The sequence below is a fragment of the Serratia sp. BNK-23 genome (assembly GCF_047456145.1).
Taxonomy (GTDB): Bacteria; Pseudomonadota; Gammaproteobacteria; order Enterobacterales; family Enterobacteriaceae; genus Serratia; species Serratia nematodiphila.
Genome location: NZ_CP179900.1, coordinates 4,075,660 through 4,095,601 on the forward strand (window position 1 = coordinate 4,075,660; position 19,942 = coordinate 4,095,601).

A 19,942-nucleotide genomic window follows, 5' to 3' on the forward strand; every position below is an offset into this window, starting at 1 on the left:
GGCCCCGTTCATTGGGCCACGCCGTTTTTCAGAGAACGGAAACGACGAAGCCCTGAGTTATCGCTAACTCAGGGCTTCTGAATAGTGGCGGAACGGACGGGGCTCGAACCCGCGACCCCCTGCGTGACAGGCAGGTATTCTAACCAACTGAACTACCGCTCCGCGCCATTCCCTCTTGCGGGGGAACGAGGCGCATATTACGGACGCCTCTCGGTTCCGTCAACGCCTTTTTCTCCGCAAATGAACCGTTTGCACAGTTTTTCAACGAAGATTCATCCAGTGAGGTTTTTTCACGCAAAAACGCCGTTATTCCGCCGGCGCCCCGCGCCACAGGCAGCTACCGCCCTTCTTCGCCACCAGATCCAGACGCGCCTCATGCGCCTTCACTTCTTCGTCGCTGGCGTAGACCACTTTCATCGCCGTCGCCGGGCGGACAATGCGTTGTATCTCTTGCGCGGCGTCATTTTGCTGGGTATCCCCCTCCATCTGGAACGCTATCGAGGTCTGACCGCCGGTCATCGCCAGATAAACTTCCGCCAGGATCTCGGCATCGAGCAATGCGCCGTGCAGCGTACGCTTGCTGTTGTCTATCTCATAACGGCTGCACAAGGCATCGAGGTTGTTGCGCTTGCCCGGGAACAGGCGACGCGCCATCAACAGGCTGTCGGTGATGGTGCAGAAGGTCTCGGTCTTCGGGATGCCCTGCTGCAACATGCGGAATTCGTGATCCATAAAGCCGATATCGAACGCCGCGTTATGGATCACCAGCTCGCCGCCGCGGATAAAGTCGAGGAATTCCTCGGCAACCTGATCGAAGGTCGGCTTGTCGGCCAGGAAGTCGTCGCTGATGCCGTGTACGCCGTAGGCTTCCGGATCCACCAGCCGATCCGGCTTGATGTATACGTGGAAGTTGCGCCCGGTCAGGCGGCGGTTAATCACCTCCACCGCACCGATTTCGATGATGCGGTGCCCTTCGTAGTGCACCCCAAGCTTGTTCATACCGGTGGTTTCGGTATCGAGGACAATCTGTCTGGTGGTTGTAGAGATCATATTGCAGTGCTCACAGCGCTCGTTTATGTCAGACTTGGCTTTTATAAAACTGATAGGAAGAGTCTACCAGAGATGCTCAAACAGGTAGAAATTTTCACCGACGGCTCCTGCCTTGGCAACCCCGGCCCCGGTGGCTACGGCGCGATACTACGCTATAAGCAGACGGAAAAAACCTTCAGCGAAGGATTCCGTCTGACCACCAATAACCGCATGGAAATGATGGCGGCGATCGTGGCGCTGGAAGCGCTGACCGTGCCCTGCGCCGTGACGCTCAGCACCGACAGCCAGTACGTGCGCCAGGGCATCACCAGCTGGATCCATAACTGGAAGAAACGCGGTTGGAAAACTGCCGACAAAAAACCGGTCAAAAATGTCGATCTGTGGCAGCGGCTGGATCAGGCCATTCAGCGCCACGAGGTGAAGTGGGAATGGGTCAAGGGCCACGCCGGCCATCCGGAGAACGAACGTTGTGACGTGCTGGCGCGCGAAGCGGCCGGTAAACCGACGCAGGAAGACGTCGGTTACCAACCGGAAGCCTAAGGCAGCTTGCGATAGCTCTTGGTCGCGCCCACCGCGCGGCTGAGAGACGGCTTTCTCGCCCCCAGTTTCATCGGCGTGGGCGTCAGCGGCAAGGTGCGCTTACGCGCCACAATCACGCTCATGCAGCCCAGCGCCGGCAAATGGGTGCATAAAAATTTGCCGCCCTTGCGGTGCCACGGCAGTACGTGAAAACGCGCCTGGTGCAACACCTCGTAATTCAGCAGGCTGAGCCAATCCAGCAGCCGCATCTGGGTAAACATGCGGCTGACATAGGGCTGGCGACGACGCAACCCGGGCGCCAGCTTGCCCAACCCCAGCAGGCTGAACGGATTGAAACTGCTGATGACCAACCAGCCGTCATCGATCAACACCCTGTCCACCTCACGCAGCATGCGGTGCGGATCGTCCGCATAGGACAGCGTATGTGCCAACAGGCAGGCATCTACCGACTTGGCGGCAAACGGCAGTTGATAAGCGTCGGCGACCACCTGCAGCCCTTCCCCCTCCAACCCTACGTTAACCTGATGGGAGATTGCGCATTTATCCGTGGCCAGCTCGGCGCTGAGCATGCCCATCTTCAGCAGATGGAAACCGAACAGCTTGGGCCACCAGGGTTGCAACTGCCGCTCGAGCGCTTCACGATAGTACTCCCCCCACGGCAGCTCAGCCCAGGACTGCGGGCCGGTGAGCTTTTGTAGAGTATGGGCTGGTTTCATGATTTATTATCTTCTTTCAAGCCGTTGCCAACGAGAGGTACACCATGAATCTTATCAGCATTCCCGCCTTCCAGGACAATTACATTTGGTTATTGGATGACCGACAGGGGCGCTGCATTATCGTCGATCCGGGTGAAGCGCAGCCGGTACTTGAAGCGTTGCAGCGCCTGCAGCTGGCGCCGGCGGCGATCCTGCTGACCCACCATCATCACGATCACGTCGGCGGCGTGGCGCAGATTGTCGCGCAGTACCCCGGCCTGGCCGTCTATGGGCCGCAGGAAACCGCGGACAAAGGCGCCAACCACATCGTCCATGACGGCGACACCTTTGATATCGATGGCCGCCAATACAGGACTATCGCCGTTCCCGGCCATACGCTGGGCCATGTGGCATTCTATAGTGCCCCTTATCTGTTCTGCGGCGACACCATTTTCTCCGCCGGCTGCGGCAGGCTGTTTGAAGGCACCGCCAAACAAATGTACAACTCATTTCAACAACTCGCGCAACTTCCCGATAACACCTTAATTTGCTGCGCGCATGAATATACTCTTTCAAATCTTAAGTTTGCGCGGGCTATTTTGCCGGAAGATCGAGAGATTGAAACATATCAACAACATGTTGAAGCGTTAAGGGCAAAAGGCCAAGCCAGCGTGCCGACTACATTGCAATTAGAGCGCAAAATTAACCTGTTTTTACGTTGCCATGACACTGATTTACAAAAGAAATTAGGCTTTAATTCACCACCGAAAAGCCTTCATTCAGTTTTTTCCGAATTACGCCTGCGGAAAGATAACTTCTAAGCTTTTAGTTGTGTTATTTGGCGAAGCAAAGTATTATTGCTCGTCTTTTAAGCAACTACATTGACACACACATGAAGGCTAAAGCGATATTTCTCGCCTCAGTCTTGCTAGTGGGTTGCCAGTCGTCCAGGCAGGACGCACCGGCGCCAGAACAGCATGCACAGAGTTTGTCTTCGGCTGGTCAAGATGGTGAAGCAGGAGAGTACACAGCAAATGGCCGAGCGAGCTCGGCGCGGTGGTTGGATAACAACAGTCCCGCCGCGCAACAGGACCTGTGGAACTTCATTAGCGACGAGCTGAAGATGGAGGTTCCGGAAAATTCCCGGATCCGTGATCAGAAAAGAAAGTACTTAAAAAGTAAGAGCTATCTCCACGATGTAACATTACGGGCAGAGCCGTACATGTACTGGATAGTCGGGCAGATTAAGAAACGTAATATGCCGATGGAACTGGTACTGCTACCCATAGTGGAGAGCGCTTTTGACCCACACGCCACGTCAAGTGCCAACGCCGCAGGGCTATGGCAAATCGTGCCGCAAACGGGTCGCAATTATGGTTTGAAAAACAATCAGTGGTATGACGGCCGACGCGATGTCGTCGCCTCGACAACCGCTGCGCTTAACATGATGCAGCGCTTGAACCGCATGTTTAACGGCGACTGGTTACTGACCGTAGCCGCCTATAACAGTGGTGAAGGCCGCGTGATGCAAGCGGTGAAGGCAAACAAACGCCAGGGTAAGCCAACCAATTTCTGGGCATTGTCGCTTCCGCGTGAAACGTCAATCTATGTCCCGAAAATGCTGGCGCTGAGCGACATCATCAAGAACAGCAAGAAGTACGGCGTGAAACTCCCGAAAACGGATGAAACCCGTGCGCTGGCGCGTATCGATGTCGGACAGCAGATCCAGCTGACTCAGGCGGCTGAGATGGCAGGGCTTTCAGTCACCAAGATGAAAGCGTATAACCCAGGCTACAAAAAAGGCGTTACGGCACCCAACGGGCCCCATTACATCATGGTTCCCAAAGGACATGCCGAGCAACTGAAAGACTCACTGGCCGATGGCCAGATCGCCGTGACTCAGCCAACGACGCAGTTGGCGAAGAACAGCGGTTTGACCGGTGGCAGTTCGTATAAAGTGCGCTCCGGCGACACCTTATCGGGCATTGCCAAGCGGCTGAACGTTAAAACCAGCGATTTGCAGAGTTGGAACAACTTACGCGCCAAGAGCGCCATAAAAGTTGGGCAAACCCTGCAAGTGGCCAGCAATACTGGCAGTAACAGCAGTATCACCTACCAGGTTCGTAAAGGTGATTCGCTCGCCAGTATCGCACGTCGTCACGGCGTCGATATTAACGACGTGATGCGTTGGAATTCAACGCTCGCCAAAGGCAACCTGCAGCCAGGTCTGAAGCTGACCCTGTTTGTCGGCAACAAGCTAACACCGGATACTTAAATGTTCGGCACAAAAAAAGCACCCTTCGGGGTGCTTTTTTATTAGCTGCGATTCACCATACCGGCGAGTCTTTCTCCGGATGAAACTCCACCAACAGCGGGTTGTGATCCGACGCGCTGGTCACCAGCACCGACGCCTCCACCACCCCCAGATTGCGGTAAAATACGAAATCCAGTGGACGCCCGAAGGCCTTGCGGCGATGGTCGTCGGTGAAGCTCACCTCGCGCAGCGCCATCTCTCCGGCAAAGTCATACAGCGCATTGATGCGCTTGCGGCTCCAGGCGTTGAAATCCCCCGCCATAATCACCGGCCCCCGGTGACTGGCGATCTGTTCGCCTATCGGCCCCAACTGCTTGCTGTAGACGTCGACGCCCAGGCTAAAGTTCACCGCATGGATGTTTACCACCATCAACAGCTCGCCGTTGTACAGCGGATAAACGGTGATCAGGGCCGACTTGGACAGCCGCAGCAGCGGCTCTCGCTCGCGCAGCGGGCAACAGTAAACAGGATGAGCGGCCGCCAGCGTCATCACGCCGGAAGGGTGCTGCGGTAGCACAAAGGCCGGCACCTGATCGGCCGCCAGATAGTTGGCGGTAGCGTAGCTCACCAACTCTGGCGTGGTTTGCGCCTCTTGCAACAATACCAGCTGCGCGTCTTTGCCATGGTTTTTCAGCACCGAAAGCCAGTCGGCTCGCTGCTGTTTGAAAATATTCCACACCATAACGCGCAAGGCGCCGGTCGTCGGCAGCGCCGCCCCTGGCGGCAACGGCTGGTTAACGGCGCCAGGAAAGATTCGCTCAACTGGCTGACCTGCAACATACCTCATTGCATAAGTTCGTTTCGGCACGCGATTCGCCTATTACCCATTAACATGAAAACTGGCGATGAACACTCGCCAACGATGAATTGATTATACGCCTACCCTGCATAGAGGGCATGGCTTTTGCGGGCAATCACCTTTTCAGTTATAGGGGCCGCCTGCAGCGATTTCAATCTTCTGACGGTATAGCTGTGTAAAGGTGAGGGATAATAGGTGAAAAATGCGAAAAGGCCCGCAAAATGCGGGCCAGGCAGCAAGGGTTTTACGAATTAAGCCGTTCGCAGCTGAGACTTTTTATCCAGGCGGCCACTGAGGCTAACCAGCAACAATGCAACCACCACGATCAGCGCGCCAATCCAGGGGGTCTGCGCCAGCCCCAGTGAGGCAACAGTCTGGCCGCCTATCACCGAGCCGAGCGCAATGCCGATGTTGAACGCCGCGATGTTGAGACCGGACGCCACATCCACCGCATTTGGCGTGTATTGCGCGGCTTTCTGCACCACATACACCTGCAGCCCCGGCACGTTGCCGAAAGCGAACACGCCCATCACAATCACCGTCAGCAAAGCGGCAATACTGTGGCTGGCGGTAAACTGGAACACCAGCAACAAAACGGCCAGCGCGGCAAAGATAAAGCTCAACGCACGCACGGCCCCATGACGATCGGCCAGCTTGCCTCCCCAGATGTTACCCACCGCCACCGCGACGCCATAAGCCAACAGTATCCAGCTCACGGTCGGAGCAGAGAAGCCGGCCAGTTCCTGCATCATCGGCGCAAGGAAGGTAAAGGTCGTGAAGACCCCGCCGTATCCCAATGCGGTAATCGCGTAAATCAGCAGCAGACGAGGATGAGTCAGCACTTTCAGCTGTTCCCGCACGCCGGCGCTGCCCTGGTTCTTGATATTGCTCGGCACCAAAATAATGCTGGCCAGCGTGGCGACAGCGCCAATCAGAGAAACGGCCAGGAAGGTCTCACGCCAGCCAAACTGCTGGCCGATGAACGTCCCCAGCGGTACGCCGGTCACCAGCGCCACCGTCAGGCCACCAAACATGATGGCGATGGCGGAGGCCGCCTTCTCTTTCGCCACCAGGCTAGTGGCGATAGTGGAACCGATAGAGAAGAACACGCCGTGCGCCAGGCCGGTCAACAACCGAGCCACTACCAGCGATTCATAACTGGGTGACTGCCAGGCCAGCAGGTTGCCGAGAGTGAACAGCACCATCAGGCCAACCAGCAACAGTTTGCGCGGTATGCGGCTGGTCAGGGCCGTCAGCACCGGCGCGCCGATGGCCACGCCGAGGGCATAGATAGTCACCAGCAACCCAGCGGACGGTACGGTCACTCCCAACTGCTCCGCGATAGTCGGAATCAACCCGACAATCACGAACTCGGTCGTGCCGATAGCAAAAGCGCTGATGGTTAAGGCAAGTAATGCGAGTGGCATTTTTTACTCCGAAATAGCATTCAAGTTGATGACGGCTATTATCGGCCTATGCTTAAATGATAAAAATGCTCAAAATTTCAAATTAACTTTGCCATTGGAGCAAAAATGAAAGCAAACTCAGACGAGCTGATCACCTTTGTCACCGTCGTGGAAAGCGGCAGTTTCAGCCGGGCGGCTGAACGCCTGGAACAAGCGAATTCCGTGGTTAGCCGAACGGTGAAAAAACTGGAAAGCAAACTGGGCGTTACGCTGCTCAACCGCACCACGCGCCAAATCAGCCTGACTCAGGAAGGAGAGAATTACTTTCGCCAGGTGCAGAAGGTACTGAACGATATGGCCGCGGCAGAAAATGCGCTGATGGAAAGCCGTCAACGCCCGCAAGGCCTGCTGCGCGTCGACGCGGCAACGCCGGTGGTGCTGCACATGCTGACGCCTTTAGTGGCGGAGTTCCGCGAACGTTATCCTGAAATGTCGTTATCGCTGGTGTCTTCGGAAAACTTTATCAATTTGATCGAGCGAAAAGTGGATATTGCGATCCGCGTAGGAGAGCTGACCGATTCCACGCTGAAAGCGCGCAAACTGATGACCAGCTACCGGCATGTGCTCGCCTCCCCCGCCTATCTGGCGCAGCACGGCACGCCGCTAACGGTAGAAGATCTTGCACATCACTGCTGCATCGGCTTCAACGACCTGCCCAGTTTGAACCGCTGGCCACTGGCTTGTTCAGATGGCAGCCAGTTGGAAATCACCCCCGGCTTGACCACTAATAGTGGAGAAACCCAGCGCCATCTCTGTCTGCATGGCAACGGTATCGCCTGCCTGTCGGACTTTATGAGCGACGAAGATATCAAACGTGGAGATTTGGTTCCGATTCTGGTGGAAGCGACACTGCCGGTCGCCATGCCGATCAACGCGGTTTATTACAGCGACAGCGCCGTCAGCAACCGTCTGCGCAGCTTTATTGATTTTGTGAGTGAATACCTGAAACGATAAAAAAGGCGCCCTGATGGACGCCTTATGCTGACCACTGCGAGGAAAGATTAATCCCAGTTTGGCGCCAGGCCTTCCGGGCTAACCAGACGGCCGTTGCACTCCAGTACGGCGATCTGCGCCATATCTTCGTCGGTCAGCGCCAGTTGCTGCGCCAACAGGTTGCTCGCCAGGTTTTCTCGCTTGGTCGAGGAAGGAATAACTGCATAGCCCAGCTTCAATGCCCAAGCCAGGACAACCTGTGCTGGAGTTGCATTGTGACGAGCGGCGATGCTTTTAATCGTTTCATCCTGCAGCGCTTTGCCATAGGCCAACGTCATGTAAGAGGTGATGGCGATGCCGTGCTGCTGCGCGAATTCTACCACCTTGCGGTTCTGCAAGAACGGTGACAGCTCGATTTGGTTGGTGGCGATTTCATCGGCGCCAATCGCGTCAATCGCTTGCTGCATCAAGTCGATGGTGAAGTTAGATACGCCAATTTGGCGAGTCAGCCCCAGCTTTTTCGCTTCCAGCAACTCAGCCATAAATTCGGCAACTGGCACTTCGTCGTTGGGTGACGGCCAGTGGATCAGTGTCAGATCAACGTAGGAGGTTTGCAGTTTTTTCAAGCTTTCTTGCAGGCTTGGGATCAGTGTGCCTTTCGCCAGATTCGCGATCCAAATCTTGGTGGTGATGAACAGGTCTTCACGTTTCACGCCGCTGGCAGCGATAGCCTGGCCAACAGCCGCTTCGTTTTCATAGATCTGCGCGGTGTCGATAGTGCGATAGCCCAGCTCAAGTGCAGTGCTGACAGAATCGATAACAACCTGATCCTGAAGGCGGAAAGTACCTAAACCAAATGCAGGGATGCTCATAATGTTTTCTCTCATTAACAGGTAGATGTGGTATGAGGAAGATTATGGCAACTTTTTTATTGATCAAAAACGCCTAGTTCGGCATAAGACTTTTGATCTAAAGGCAATAATATGGAGAAAGGCGAGGCGGTAAAGAGGAACAATTCCAGACTGAAAAGCGCAAAATACAGATATGAAAAAGCCCTGAGTCGAAACTCAGGGCTTATCAATTAAGTGGCGGAACGGACGGGGCTCGAACCCGCGACCCCCTGCGTGACAGGCAGGTATTCTAACCAACTGAACTACCGCTCCACCGATTCTTTTACGTTGTATCTTTCGATACCGGCAATATCGCGCTCTGCGACTTGCGCATTACCAGTCGTCACACTGATAACGTTTATTTGATGCCTGGCAGTGTCCTACTCTCGCATGGGGAGACCCCACACTACCATCGGCGCTACGGCGTTTCACTTCTGAGTTCGGCATGGGGTCAGGTGGGACCACCGCGCTATTGCCGCCAGGCAAATTCGTTTTATTCCAACCGCTTCACTCTCGTGTCGCCATCAGAACCAATCTCGGAACTTCGCTGAAAATCTCTCTAAAAACACCTTCGGTGTTGTAAGGTTAAGCCTCACGGATCATTAGTACTGGTTAGCTCAATGCATCGCTGCACTTACACACCCAGCCTATCAACGTCTTAGTCTTAAACGTTCCTTCAGGGACCTTAAAGGTCCAGGGAAGACTCATCTTGAGGCAAGTTTCGCGCTTAGATGCTTTCAGCGCTTATCTTTTCCGCACTTAGCTACCGGGCAATGCCATTGGCATGACAACCCGAACACCAGTGGTGCGTTCACTCCGGTCCTCTCGTACTAGGAGCAACCCCTCTCAATCTTCCAACGCCCACGGCAGATAGGGACCGAACTGTCTCACGACGTTCTAAACCCAGCTCGCGTACCACTTTAAATGGCGAACAGCCATACCCTTGGGACCTACTTCAGCCCCAGGATGTGATGAGCCGACATCGAGGTGCCAAACACCGCCGTCGATATGAACTCTTGGGCGGTATCAGCCTGTTATCCCCGGAGTACCTTTTATCCGTTGAGCGATGGCCCTTCCATTCAGAACCACCGGATCACTAAGACCTACTTTCGTACCTGCTCGAGCCGTCACTCTCGCAGTCAAGCTAGCTTATGCCTTTGCACTAACCTCACGATGTCCGACCGTGATTAGCTAACCTTCGTGCTCCTCCGTTACTCTTTGGGAGGAGACCGCCCCAGTCAAACTACCCACCAGACACTGTCCTCACCCCGGATCACGGGGCCGAGTTAGAACATCAAACATTAAAGGGTGGTATTTCAAGGATGGCTCCACGCAGACTGGCGTCCACGCTTCAAAGCCTCCCACCTATCCTACACATCAAGGCTCAATGTTCAGTGTCAAGCTATAGTAAAGGTTCACGGGGTCTTTCCGTCTTGCCGCGGGTACACTGCATCTTCACAGCGAGTTCAATTTCACTGAGTCTCGGGTGGAGACAGCCTGGCCATCATTACGCCATTCGTGCAGGTCGGAACTTACCCGACAAGGAATTTCGCTACCTTAGGACCGTTATAGTTACGGCCGCCGTTTACTGGGGCTTCGATCAAGAGCTTCGCCTTGCGGCTGACCCCATCAATTAACCTTCCAGCACCGGGCAGGCGTCACACCGTATACGTCCACTTTCGTGTTTGCACAGTGCTGTGTTTTTATTAAACAGTTGCAGCCAGCTGGTATCTTCGACTGGCTTCAGCTCCATCCGCAAGGGACTTCACCTACATGCCAGCGTGCCTTCTCCCGAAGTTACGGCACCATTTTGCCTAGTTCCTTCACCCGAGTTCTCTCAAGCGCCTTGGTATTCTCTACCTGACCACCTGTGTCGGTTTGGGGTACGATTTAATGTTACCTGGAGCTTAGAGGATTTTCCTGGAAGCAGGGCATCAACTACTTCTGCACCGTAGTGCATCGTCATCACGCCTCAGGGTTAGTATGCAACCGGATTTACCAGGTCACACCCCCTACACGCTTAAACCGGGACAACCGTCGCCCGGCTAGCCTAGCCTTCTCCGTCCCCCCTTCGCAGTAACACCAAGTACAGGAATATTAACCTGTTTCCCATCGACTACGCTTTTCAGCCTCGCCTTAGGGGTCGACTCACCCTGCCCCGATTAACGTTGGACAGGAACCCTTGGTCTTCCGGCGAGCGGGCTTTTCACCCGCTTTATCGTTACTTATGTCAGCATTCGCACTTCTGATACCTCCAGCAACCCTCACAGGCCACCTTCAACGGCTTACAGAACGCTCCCCTACCCAACAACGCTAAGCGTCGCTGCCGCAGCTTCGGTGCATGGTTTAGCCCCGTTACATCTTCCGCGCAGGCCGACTCGACCAGTGAGCTATTACGCTTTCTTTAAATGATGGCTGCTTCTAAGCCAACATCCTGGCTGTCTATGCCTTCCCACATCGTTTCCCACTTAACCATGACTTTGGGACCTTAGCTGGCGGTCTGGGTTGTTTCCCTCTTCACGACGGACGTTAGCACCCGCCGTGTGTCTCCCGTGATAACATTCTTCGGTATTCGGAGTTTGCATCGGTTTGGTAAGCCGGGATGGCCCCCTAGCCGAAACAGTGCTCTACCCCCGAAGATGAGTTCACGAGGCGCTACCTAAATAGCTTTCGGGGAGAACCAGCTATCTCCCGGTTTGATTGGCCTTTCACCCCCAGCCACAAGTCATCCGCTAATTTTTCAACATTAGTCGGTTCGGTCCTCCAGTTAGTGTTACCCAACCTTCAACCTGCCCATGGCTAGATCACCGGGTTTCGGGTCTATACCTTGCAACTAATCGCCCAGTTAAGACTCGGTTTCCCTACGGCTCCCCTATACGGTTAACCTTGCTACAAAATATAAGTCGCTGACCCATTATACAAAAGGTACGCAGTCACACCACGAAGGTGCTCCCACTGCTTGTACGTACACGGTTTCAGGTTCTATTTCACTCCCCTCGCCGGGGTTCTTTTCGCCTTTCCCTCACGGTACTGGTTCACTATCGGTCAGTCAGGAGTATTTAGCCTTGGAGGATGGTCCCCCCATATTCAGACAGGATGTCACGTGTCCCGCCCTACTCATCGAACTCACGACCTGTGCATTTTAGTGTACGGGGCTATCACCCTTTGCTGCGCGACTTTCCAGACGCTTCCACTAACACACAAGCCGATTCAGGTTCTGGGCTCCTCCCCGTTCGCTCGCCGCTACTGGGGGAATCTCGGTTGATTTCTTTTCCTCGGGGTACTTAGATGTTTCAGTTCCCCCGGTTCGCCTCATGCCACTATGTATTCATGACATGATAGTGTGTCGAAACACACTGGGTTTCCCCATTCGGGTATCGCCGGTTATAACGGTTCATATCACCTTACCGACGCTTTTCGCAGATTAGCACGCCCTTCATCGCCTCTGACTGCCTAGGCATCCACCGTGTACGCTTAGTCACTTAACCTCACAACCCGAAGATGTTTCCATCGTTCGCGCTGCAAACATTTGAGAGACTCTATGACAGGTTACTCTTTATCCCAGTACTTCTACGGAGGGACAAATTTCAGCCGTCATGTTTCAATTTTCAGCTTGTTCCAGATTGTTAAAGAGCAATATCTTAAACATGACTCGGAAGTCATCTTTAAGATATGGTGTATCGTCAGATACTGAAGACCGCCGCTTTCACCGGGTGGGTCGGAAGCTTGGCGTCCCCTAGGGGATTCGAACCCCTGTTACCGCCGTGAAAGGGCGGTGTCCTAGGCCTCTAGACGAAGGGGACACGACACCGTACTTTTATGACGCTTTTGCTCGTTACTTTTTCATCAGACAATCTGTGTGAGCACGCCACGCGAACTAATATCTTTAGGTAAGGAGGTGATCCAACCGCAGGTTCCCCTACGGTTACCTTGTTACGACTTCACCCCAGTCATGAATCACAAAGTGGTAAGCGCCCTCCCGAAGGTTAAGCTACCTACTTCTTTTGCAACCCACTCCCATGGTGTGACGGGCGGTGTGTACAAGGCCCGGGAACGTATTCACCGTAGCATTCTGATCTACGATTACTAGCGATTCCGACTTCATGGAGTCGAGTTGCAGACTCCAATCCGGACTACGACGTACTTTATGAGGTCCGCTTGCTCTCGCGAGGTCGCTTCTCTTTGTATACGCCATTGTAGCACGTGTGTAGCCCTACTCGTAAGGGCCATGATGACTTGACGTCATCCCCACCTTCCTCCAGTTTATCACTGGCAGTCTCCTTTGAGTTCCCGGCCGAACCGCTGGCAACAAAGGATAAGGGTTGCGCTCGTTGCGGGACTTAACCCAACATTTCACAACACGAGCTGACGACAGCCATGCAGCACCTGTCTCAGAGTTCCCGAAGGCACCAAAGCATCTCTGCTAAGTTCTCTGGATGTCAAGAGTAGGTAAGGTTCTTCGCGTTGCATCGAATTAAACCACATGCTCCACCGCTTGTGCGGGCCCCCGTCAATTCATTTGAGTTTTAACCTTGCGGCCGTACTCCCCAGGCGGTCGATTTAACGCGTTAGCTCCGGAAGCCACGCCTCAAGGGCACAACCTCCAAATCGACATCGTTTACAGCGTGGACTACCAGGGTATCTAATCCTGTTTGCTCCCCACGCTTTCGCACCTGAGCGTCAGTCTTCGTCCAGGGGGCCGCCTTCGCCACCGGTATTCCTCCAGATCTCTACGCATTTCACCGCTACACCTGGAATTCTACCCCCCTCTACGAGACTCTAGCTTGCCAGTTTCAAATGCAGTTCCCAGGTTGAGCCCGGGGATTTCACATCTGACTTAACAAACCGCCTGCGTGCGCTTTACGCCCAGTAATTCCGATTAACGCTTGCACCCTCCGTATTACCGCGGCTGCTGGCACGGAGTTAGCCGGTGCTTCTTCTGCGAGTAACGTCAATTGATGAACGTATTAAGTTCACCACCTTCCTCCTCGCTGAAAGTGCTTTACAACCCGAAGGCCTTCTTCACACACGCGGCATGGCTGCATCAGGCTTGCGCCCATTGTGCAATATTCCCCACTGCTGCCTCCCGTAGGAGTCTGGACCGTGTCTCAGTTCCAGTGTGGCTGGTCATCCTCTCAGACCAGCTAGGGATCGTCGCCTAGGTGAGCCATTACCCCACCTACTAGCTAATCCCATCTGGGCACATCTGATGGCAAGAGGCCCGAAGGTCCCCCTCTTTGGTCTTGCGACGTTATGCGGTATTAGCTACCGTTTCCAGTAGTTATCCCCCTCCATCAGGCAGTTTCCCAGACATTACTCACCCGTCCGCCGCTCGTCACCCAGGGAGCAAGCTCCCCCGTGCTACCGCTCGACTTGCATGTGTTAAGCCTGCCGCCAGCGTTCAATCTGAGCCATGATCAAACTCTTCAATTAAAAGCTTGATTTGCTTCCACTCGAGAAGCGATGCTCAAAGATTTACTGCATGAATTTTACTTCAGTTAGTCACTCTTCAAGACTTGATATTTTTTTGCATCCGAAGATGCTGGATATCGTCTTGTGGAGTGCCCACACAGATTGTCTGATAAATTGTTAAAGAGCAGTGCCGAGAAACTCATCGGCGCGGGCTGCGTATACTACGCTTTTCGCCCGGAGAGTCAAGCGTTTATTTCGCTTTCTTCTCGCTGACCCGGCGGCTTGTCAGTCGTTGTTCCCGGTCAGTGGAGGCGCATTATAGGGAGTTCTCGGCAGGCCGCAACCCCTAATTGCAAAAAACTTTTCAAGCGTTCAAATAATCACCAAAAATGCCTTTTTAGGATGTTTATTAGTCAAAAAACACCGGTTTTAGCGCAGTAATAGCGGCAAACCCTGTAAACAGGAGCAAACGAAGATAAAGAAAAGGGAGCGGTCACCCGCTCCCTTTCATCTTTAATAGGCTTAATTGCCGTTATTGGCGTGCAACGATATGGTCGTTTTCCACATCCAGCGTCACCAGCTTGCCGGGGATCAGCTTGCCGGACAGGATTTGCTGCGCCAACGGGTTCTCGATCTCCTGCTGAATAGCGCGTTTCAACGGACGCGCACCATACACAGGGTCGTAACCGGTTTTGCTCAACAACGCCAGAGCAGGCTCGGTCATGGTTACTTCGTAACCGCGCTCTTCCAAACGCTTGTACAGACGCGACAGCTGAATCTTGGCGATCGCAGCAATGTGTTTCTCGCCCAGCGGATGGAACACCACCACTTCATCGATACGGTTGATGAATTCCGGACGGAAGTGGTGACTCACCATCTCCATCACCGACTCTTTCATCTGCGCGTAGTTCATCTGACCGAAATGCTCCTGGATCAGATCCGAACCCAGGTTGGACGTCATGATCACCACGGTATTGCGGAAATCGACGGTACGGCCCTGGCCATCGGTCAGGCGGCCGTCATCCAACACCTGCAGCAGGATGTTAAACACGTCTGGGTGCGCTTTCTCGACTTCATCCAGCAGGATCACCGAATAAGGCCGGCGACGCACGGCTTCCGTCAGGTAGCCGCCCTCTTCATAACCGACATAGCCCGGAGGCGCGCCGACCAGACGAGAGACGGAGTGTTTCTCCATAAACTCGGACATATCGATACGCACCATGGCGTCGTCGCTGTCGAACAGGAACGAAGCCAGCGCCTTGCAAAGCTCGGTTTTCCCCACCCCGGTCGGGCCAAGGAACAGGAACGAACCGATCGGCCGGTTAGGATCGGACAACCCGGCGCGGCTGCGGCGGATAGCATTAGAGACCGCGCTGACCGCTTCGTCCTGGCCGATCACCCGCGAATGCAGCTCTTGCTCCAGGCGCAGCAGCTTGTCGCGCTCGCCTTCCAGCATTCTGGCCACCGGGATCCCGGTCGCGCGCGCCAGCACTTCGGCAATCTCCGCATCGGTTACCCGGTTACGCAGCAGCTTCATGCTCTTGCCTTCGGCCTGCGTGGCAGCGGCGAGCTGTTTCTCCAGCTCAGGGATCTTGCCGTATTGCAGTTCCGACATCCGCCCCAAATCGCCGACGCGGCGCGCCTGCTCCAGGGTGATTTTGGCCTGCTCAAGTTCCGCCTTGATGTTCTGAGTACCGGAGAGTGACGCTTTTTCCGCTTTCCACTCTTCTTCCAGCTCCGAATATTCGCGTTCTTTCTGCCCCAGCTCATCGCTGAGCATTTCCAGGCGTTTCTTACTGGCGTCGTCCGACTCTTTATTCAGCGCCTGCTGTTCCAGCTTCAACTGAATGATGCGGCGCTCAAGCCTGTCGAGCGATTCAGGCTTGGAGTCCATCTGCATGCGAATGCTGGACGCCGCTTCGTCGATAAGGTCAATAGCCTTGTCCGGCAATTGACGATCGGCGATATAACGGTGCGAAAGCGTTGCCGCCGCCACGATGGCCGGATCGGTGATCTGCACGTGGTGGTGCAGTTCGTAACGCTCTTTCAGGCCGCGCAGAATAGCGATAGTGTCTTCCACGCTCGGCTCCGCCACATACACTTTCTGGAAACGACGTTCGAGGGCCGCATCCTTCTCTATATATTGACGATACTCATCCAGCGTGGTGGCACCGACGCAGTGCAGCTCGCCGCGCGCCAGCGCCGGTTTGAGCATGTTGCCCGCATCCATTGCGCCATCCGCCTTACCGGCGCCGACCATGGTGTGCAGTTCGTCGATAAACAGGATCACGCTGCCTTCCTGCTTGGCCAGATCGTTGAGCACGCCTTTCAGACGCTCTTCAAACTCGCCGCGATATTTGGCGCCGGCGATCAAAGCGCCCATATCGAGGGACAATACGCGCTTGTGCTTCAACCCTTCCGGCACTTCGCCGTTGATGATGCGCTGCGCCAGGCCTTCGACGATGGCGGTTTTACCCACGCCAGGTTCGCCGATAAGTACCGGGTTGTTTTTGGTGCGGCGTTGCAGCACCTGAATGGTGCGGCGGATCTCTTCGTCACGGCCAATCACCGGGTCAAGTTTGCCCTGCTCGGCACGTTCGGTCAGATCGATGGTATATTTCTTCAATGCTTGCCGTTGGTCTTCGGCGCCTTGGTCTTCCACGCTGTCACCGCCTCTCATTTGTTCAATGGCTTTGCTGATTTTGTCGGCCGTTACGCCGGCCGCTTTCAACAAGTCGGTCAACGAGCCGCGGTCTTCCAGCACCGCAAGCACAAACAGCTCGGAAGAAATGAATTTATCCGCGCGCTTCTGCGCCAGCTTGTCGCACAGGTTCAGGACGCGCACCAGCTCGTGGGACGGTTGAACGTCGCCACCGGTGCCTTCTACCTGCGGTAAACGGGACAGCGCCTGTTCGATTTCGGTGCGCACGCGCCCGGCATCGATACCTGCGGAAGTTAATAGTGGACGAACCGTGCCCCCTTCCTGATTGAGCAGGGCGCTCATCAGATGTAGCGGTTCAATAAACTGGTTGTCGTGCCCAAGGGCTAGTGACTGGGCATCGGCGAGGGCAAGCTGGAATTTGTTGGTAAGACGATCCAGACGCATAACACCTCCAAGATGGGTCGAAATTGCTACTGGAGATTAAATGAGGTCATCCCTCAAATTTTCAAGGTTATCTCGACGCTAAATTTTCGGTACAACGCCATGCGTCGTTGGATCGTCCTAATTCAATAGGTTATATCAGCCAGATTAAACTTGCCATACGTCCGGTTATTCCATCGCGCCGATAGGAGAAAAAATGACTCGTTTCGTTAACCGTACAGCGGTCGCCGCCATAGATGGCCTGCACGCCCGCTCGCAACAAACGTTGGCGAGCCAGCAAGTAGATATTAGCCAAAAACTTATCGCCGTGCGGGGTAAACGCCGCTGCGGCTTCGGCGTCTTCCGCCATGAAAGCGGCGCGCACCTCCGGCCCGACCTCAAACTGCTGTGGGCCGATCGCCGGCCCCAACCAGGCACTAATTTGGCACGGTGCAGCGCTGAACGCCGCCACGGTTTGCTCCAGCACGCCGTGGCACAATCCGCGCCAGCCAGCGTGGGCGGCAGCTACTTCGTCACCGTGCTGCGAGCAGAACAACACCGGCAGACAATCCGCCGTCATCACGGCGCACACCTGCCCCGGCACGTTGCTGTACACCGCATCCGCCCGCAGATCGGCGGGCGCTTTCCCTGTCAACGTCACCACGCGAGTGCCGTGCACCTGCTCGAGCCACACCGGCATCTGCGGCAAACCGGCGGCGGTAACCAAACGTTCCCGATTGCGTGTCACCGCTTGCGCCTCATCACCGACGTGGGTGCCGAGGTTCAGCGAGTCATAAGGCGGCAGGCTAACGCCGCCGCCACGCGTGGTGCTGCAGGCCTTAATGCCGGTAGGCAACGGCCAGTCAGGCAGAATGAGCGAGCTCATTACCAGTCCATCTGATCTTTGAATTCTTCGGTGTCCGCCTTCAGCGCATTGATCAGATCGACCATGTCCTGCGGCAGCGGCGCATGCCACTCCATCTGGATGCCGCTGATCGGATGATACAAACGCAGCATGGTGGCGTGCAGCGCCTGGCGGTCAAAGCCGCGCAGCGTGTTGATGAAGGCTTCCGAAGCGCCCTTTGGTGGACGCGGACGGCCGCCGTACAGCGGATCGCCCACCAGCGGATGGCTGATGTAAGCCATGTGCACGCGGATCTGGTGAGTACGGCCGGTTTCCAGGCGCAGGCGCAGGCGGGTGTGCGCGCGGAAGTGTTCCATGATGCGGTAGTGCGTTACCGCCGGTTTACCCATCGGGTGCACCGCCATATGGGTACGCTTGGTGGAATGACGCGCGATAGGCTCTTCTACCGTGCCGCCGGCGGTCATGGTGCCGATCGCCACCGCTTCATATTCACGGGTGATCTCACGCGCCTGCAGCGCTTCCACCAGCCGGGTTTGCGCCGGCACGGTTTTCGCCACCACCATCAGGCCGGTGGTGTCTTTGTCCAGACGGTGCACGATGCCGGCACGCGGCACGTCGGCAATTTCCGGGTAGTGATGCAGCAGCGCATTGAGCACCGTGCCGTCCGGGTTACCGGCGCCAGGGTGCACCACCAAATCGCGCGGTTTGTTGATCACCAGGATGTCGCTGTCTTCATAGACGATATCCAGCGCGATATCCTGTGGCTCCCAACGCGCCTCTTCTTCAATCTGTGCATCGATGGCGACGGTCTCTCCGCCCAGCACCTTCTCTTTCGGTTTGTTTGACGTTTTGCCATTGACCTTCACCCGATCGCCCAGGATCCACTCTTTTATGCGAGATCGTGAATAATCAGGGAACAATTCGGCCAAAGCCTGATCTAAACGTTGTCCGAGTTGAGATTCGGCCACCGTTGCGGTGAGTTGTACTTGTTGTGCCATATGCAGCTTCTTCGTTAACGTTGGGTTTTCACGGCGATGCCGTTTAATATAATGTGCTATTGTACCTGGTCTTTGTCGGGAGCTTAACGGACAGTCTCCCGGAATAACACCCTGAGGATAATCAAAACGTCATGACGCGTATGAAATATCTGGTGGCGGCAGCCACGTTGAGCCTGGCGCTGGCAGGTTGCTCCACATCCAAGGATGCGGTTCCCGACAACCCACCTTCGGAAATCTATGCTACCGCGCAGCAAAAACTGCAGGACGGTAACTTCAAGGGCGCGATTACGCAACTCGAAGCGTTAGATAACCGCTATCCTTTCGGGCCGTATTCCCAGCAGGTCCAGCTGGATTTGATTTACGCCTACTATAAGGCCGCCGACTTGCCGATGGCTCAGGCATCCATCGATCGCTTCATGCGTCTGAACCCGACGCACCCAAACATCGATTACGTGATGTACATGCGCGGCCTGACCGACATGGCGCTCGATGACAGCGCGCTGCAGGGCTTCTTCGGGGTTGACCGTTCGGACCGCGATCCTCAGCACGCTCGCGCTGCGTTCCGCGACTTCAGCCAGTTGATTCAGCAATACCCGAACAGCCAATACGCGACCGACGCCAACAAGCGTTTGGTGTATCTGAAAGACCGTTTGGCCAAGTATGAGCTTTCGGTGGCGGAATACTACACTAAACGCGGTGCTTACGTCGCGGTCGTTAATCGCGCCGAGCAGATGTTGCGTGAATTCCCGGATACCAAAGCGACGCACGACGTGTTGCCGCTGATGGAAAATGCCTACAAGCAGCTGCAGCTGAACGGCCAGGCTGACAAAGTGGCCAAAGTGATCGCCGCCAACCCGCAATAAGCGCGCGTCGGCAACGGCAGAAAAACCAAACGGCA

13 protein-coding genes, 3 tRNA genes and 3 rRNA genes are annotated in these 19,942 nt (G+C 55.2%); 5 read left to right on the forward strand and 14 right to left on the reverse strand.

Going from position 1 to position 19,942, the window contains the following annotated elements:
* Window positions 1-85 precede the first annotated feature (85 nt).
* Window positions 86-162, reverse strand: a tRNA-Asp gene (locus ACMGF9_RS19430).
* A 144-nt stretch (window positions 163-306) separates the two neighbouring features.
* Complete coding sequence (gene dnaQ / locus ACMGF9_RS19435; protein WP_004930195.1) at window positions 307-1,050, reverse strand: DNA polymerase III subunit epsilon; 744 nt, start codon at window positions 1,048-1,050, stop codon at window positions 307-309.
* 72 nt (window positions 1,051-1,122) lie between these two features.
* Between dnaQ and rnhA the strand changes: the two genes are divergently transcribed.
* The gene (gene rnhA, locus ACMGF9_RS19440) at window positions 1,123-1,590 is read left to right on the forward strand and encodes a ribonuclease HI (protein WP_004930193.1); all 468 of its coding nucleotides are present in this window, start codon (window positions 1,123-1,125) and stop codon (window positions 1,588-1,590) included.
* Here rnhA and ACMGF9_RS19445 read toward each other — a convergent pair.
* Window positions 1,587-2,306, reverse strand: a complete 720-nt coding sequence (locus tag ACMGF9_RS19445) for a class I SAM-dependent methyltransferase (protein ID WP_004930191.1) — start codon at window positions 2,304-2,306, stop codon at window positions 1,587-1,589. The two genes, rnhA and ACMGF9_RS19445, sit on opposite strands and share 4 nt — an antisense overlap.
* A gap of 44 nt (window positions 2,307-2,350) precedes the next feature.
* Between ACMGF9_RS19445 and gloB the strand changes: the two genes are divergently transcribed.
* Both gloB and mltD read left to right on the forward strand, forming a co-directional pair.
* Window positions 2,351-3,106, forward strand: coding sequence for a hydroxyacylglutathione hydrolase (gene gloB / locus ACMGF9_RS19450; RefSeq protein ID WP_118892428.1), 756 nt, complete (start codon window positions 2,351-2,353; stop codon window positions 3,104-3,106).
* A gap of 71 nt (window positions 3,107-3,177) precedes the next feature.
* Window positions 3,178-4,560, forward strand: coding sequence for a murein transglycosylase D (gene mltD, locus ACMGF9_RS19455; RefSeq protein WP_004930188.1), 1,383 nt, complete (start codon window positions 3,178-3,180; stop codon window positions 4,558-4,560).
* Window positions 4,561-4,612: 52 nt separating this feature from the next.
* On the opposite strand, the gene ACMGF9_RS19460 is transcribed toward mltD, so the two are convergent.
* A complete protein-coding gene (locus ACMGF9_RS19460) occupies window positions 4,613-5,407 on the reverse strand; it encodes an endonuclease/exonuclease/phosphatase family protein (protein ID WP_025160092.1) in 795 nt (264 codons plus the stop codon).
* A gap of 242 nt (window positions 5,408-5,649) precedes the next feature.
* Window positions 5,650-6,825 carry an MFS transporter gene (locus tag ACMGF9_RS19465; protein WP_118892429.1) on the reverse strand — a complete coding sequence of 392 codons (1,176 nt, stop codon included), beginning with the start codon at window positions 6,823-6,825 and terminating at the stop codon, window positions 5,650-5,652.
* A gap of 105 nt (window positions 6,826-6,930) precedes the next feature.
* Here ACMGF9_RS19465 and yafC point away from each other — a divergent pair, with 105 nt between their 5' ends.
* Window positions 6,931-7,818: a DNA-binding transcriptional regulator YafC gene (gene yafC / locus ACMGF9_RS19470; protein WP_004930183.1), complete on the forward strand. Its 888-nt coding sequence runs from the start codon at window positions 6,931-6,933 to the stop codon at window positions 7,816-7,818.
* Window positions 7,819-7,865: 47 nt separating this feature from the next.
* Here the strand turns inward: yafC and dkgB are convergent, their stop codons facing one another.
* The 9 genes from dkgB to rluD all read right to left on the reverse strand — a co-directional run bounded on the left by dkgB (window position 7,866) and on the right by rluD (window position 19,044).
* A complete protein-coding gene (dkgB, locus tag ACMGF9_RS19475; protein ID WP_076740200.1) occupies window positions 7,866-8,669 on the reverse strand; it encodes a 2,5-didehydrogluconate reductase DkgB in 804 nt (267 codons plus the stop codon).
* A gap of 214 nt (window positions 8,670-8,883) precedes the next feature.
* Window positions 8,884-8,960, reverse strand: a tRNA-Asp gene (locus tag ACMGF9_RS19480).
* A 94-nt stretch (window positions 8,961-9,054) separates the two neighbouring features.
* Window positions 9,055-9,170: ribosomal RNA gene (rrf, locus tag ACMGF9_RS19485) — 5S ribosomal RNA — on the reverse strand.
* Window positions 9,171-9,268: 98 nt separating this feature from the next.
* Window positions 9,269-12,175 (reverse strand): 23S ribosomal RNA (locus ACMGF9_RS19490).
* 239 nt (window positions 12,176-12,414) lie between these two features.
* Window positions 12,415-12,490: transfer RNA gene (locus ACMGF9_RS19495), tRNA-Glu, on the reverse strand.
* An 88-nt stretch (window positions 12,491-12,578) separates the two neighbouring features.
* A 16S ribosomal RNA gene (locus ACMGF9_RS19500) occupies window positions 12,579-14,120 on the reverse strand.
* Together the 16S, 23S and 5S rRNA genes with 2 tRNA genes alongside form the textbook arrangement of a ribosomal RNA operon.
* Window positions 14,121-14,631: 511 nt before the next feature.
* Complete coding sequence (gene clpB, locus ACMGF9_RS19505) at window positions 14,632-17,205, reverse strand: ATP-dependent chaperone ClpB (protein ID WP_118892430.1); 2,574 nt, start codon at window positions 17,203-17,205, stop codon at window positions 14,632-14,634.
* Between the two features lie 130 nt (window positions 17,206-17,335).
* A complete protein-coding gene (gene yfiH / locus ACMGF9_RS19510; RefSeq protein WP_118892431.1) occupies window positions 17,336-18,067 on the reverse strand; it encodes a purine nucleoside phosphorylase YfiH in 732 nt (243 codons plus the stop codon).
* Entirely contained in the window at window positions 18,067-19,044 is a 978-nt protein-coding gene (rluD, locus tag ACMGF9_RS19515) for a 23S rRNA pseudouridine(1911/1915/1917) synthase RluD (protein WP_004932452.1), read from the reverse strand. The genes yfiH and rluD overlap by 1 nt, the downstream gene beginning before the upstream one ends.
* A 131-nt stretch (window positions 19,045-19,175) precedes the next feature.
* On the opposite strand from rluD, the gene bamD reads away from it, so the two are divergent.
* Window positions 19,176-19,907, forward strand: a complete 732-nt coding sequence (bamD, locus tag ACMGF9_RS19520; RefSeq protein WP_004932456.1) for an outer membrane protein assembly factor BamD — start codon at window positions 19,176-19,178, stop codon at window positions 19,905-19,907.
* Window positions 19,908-19,942: the final 35 nt, after the last annotated feature.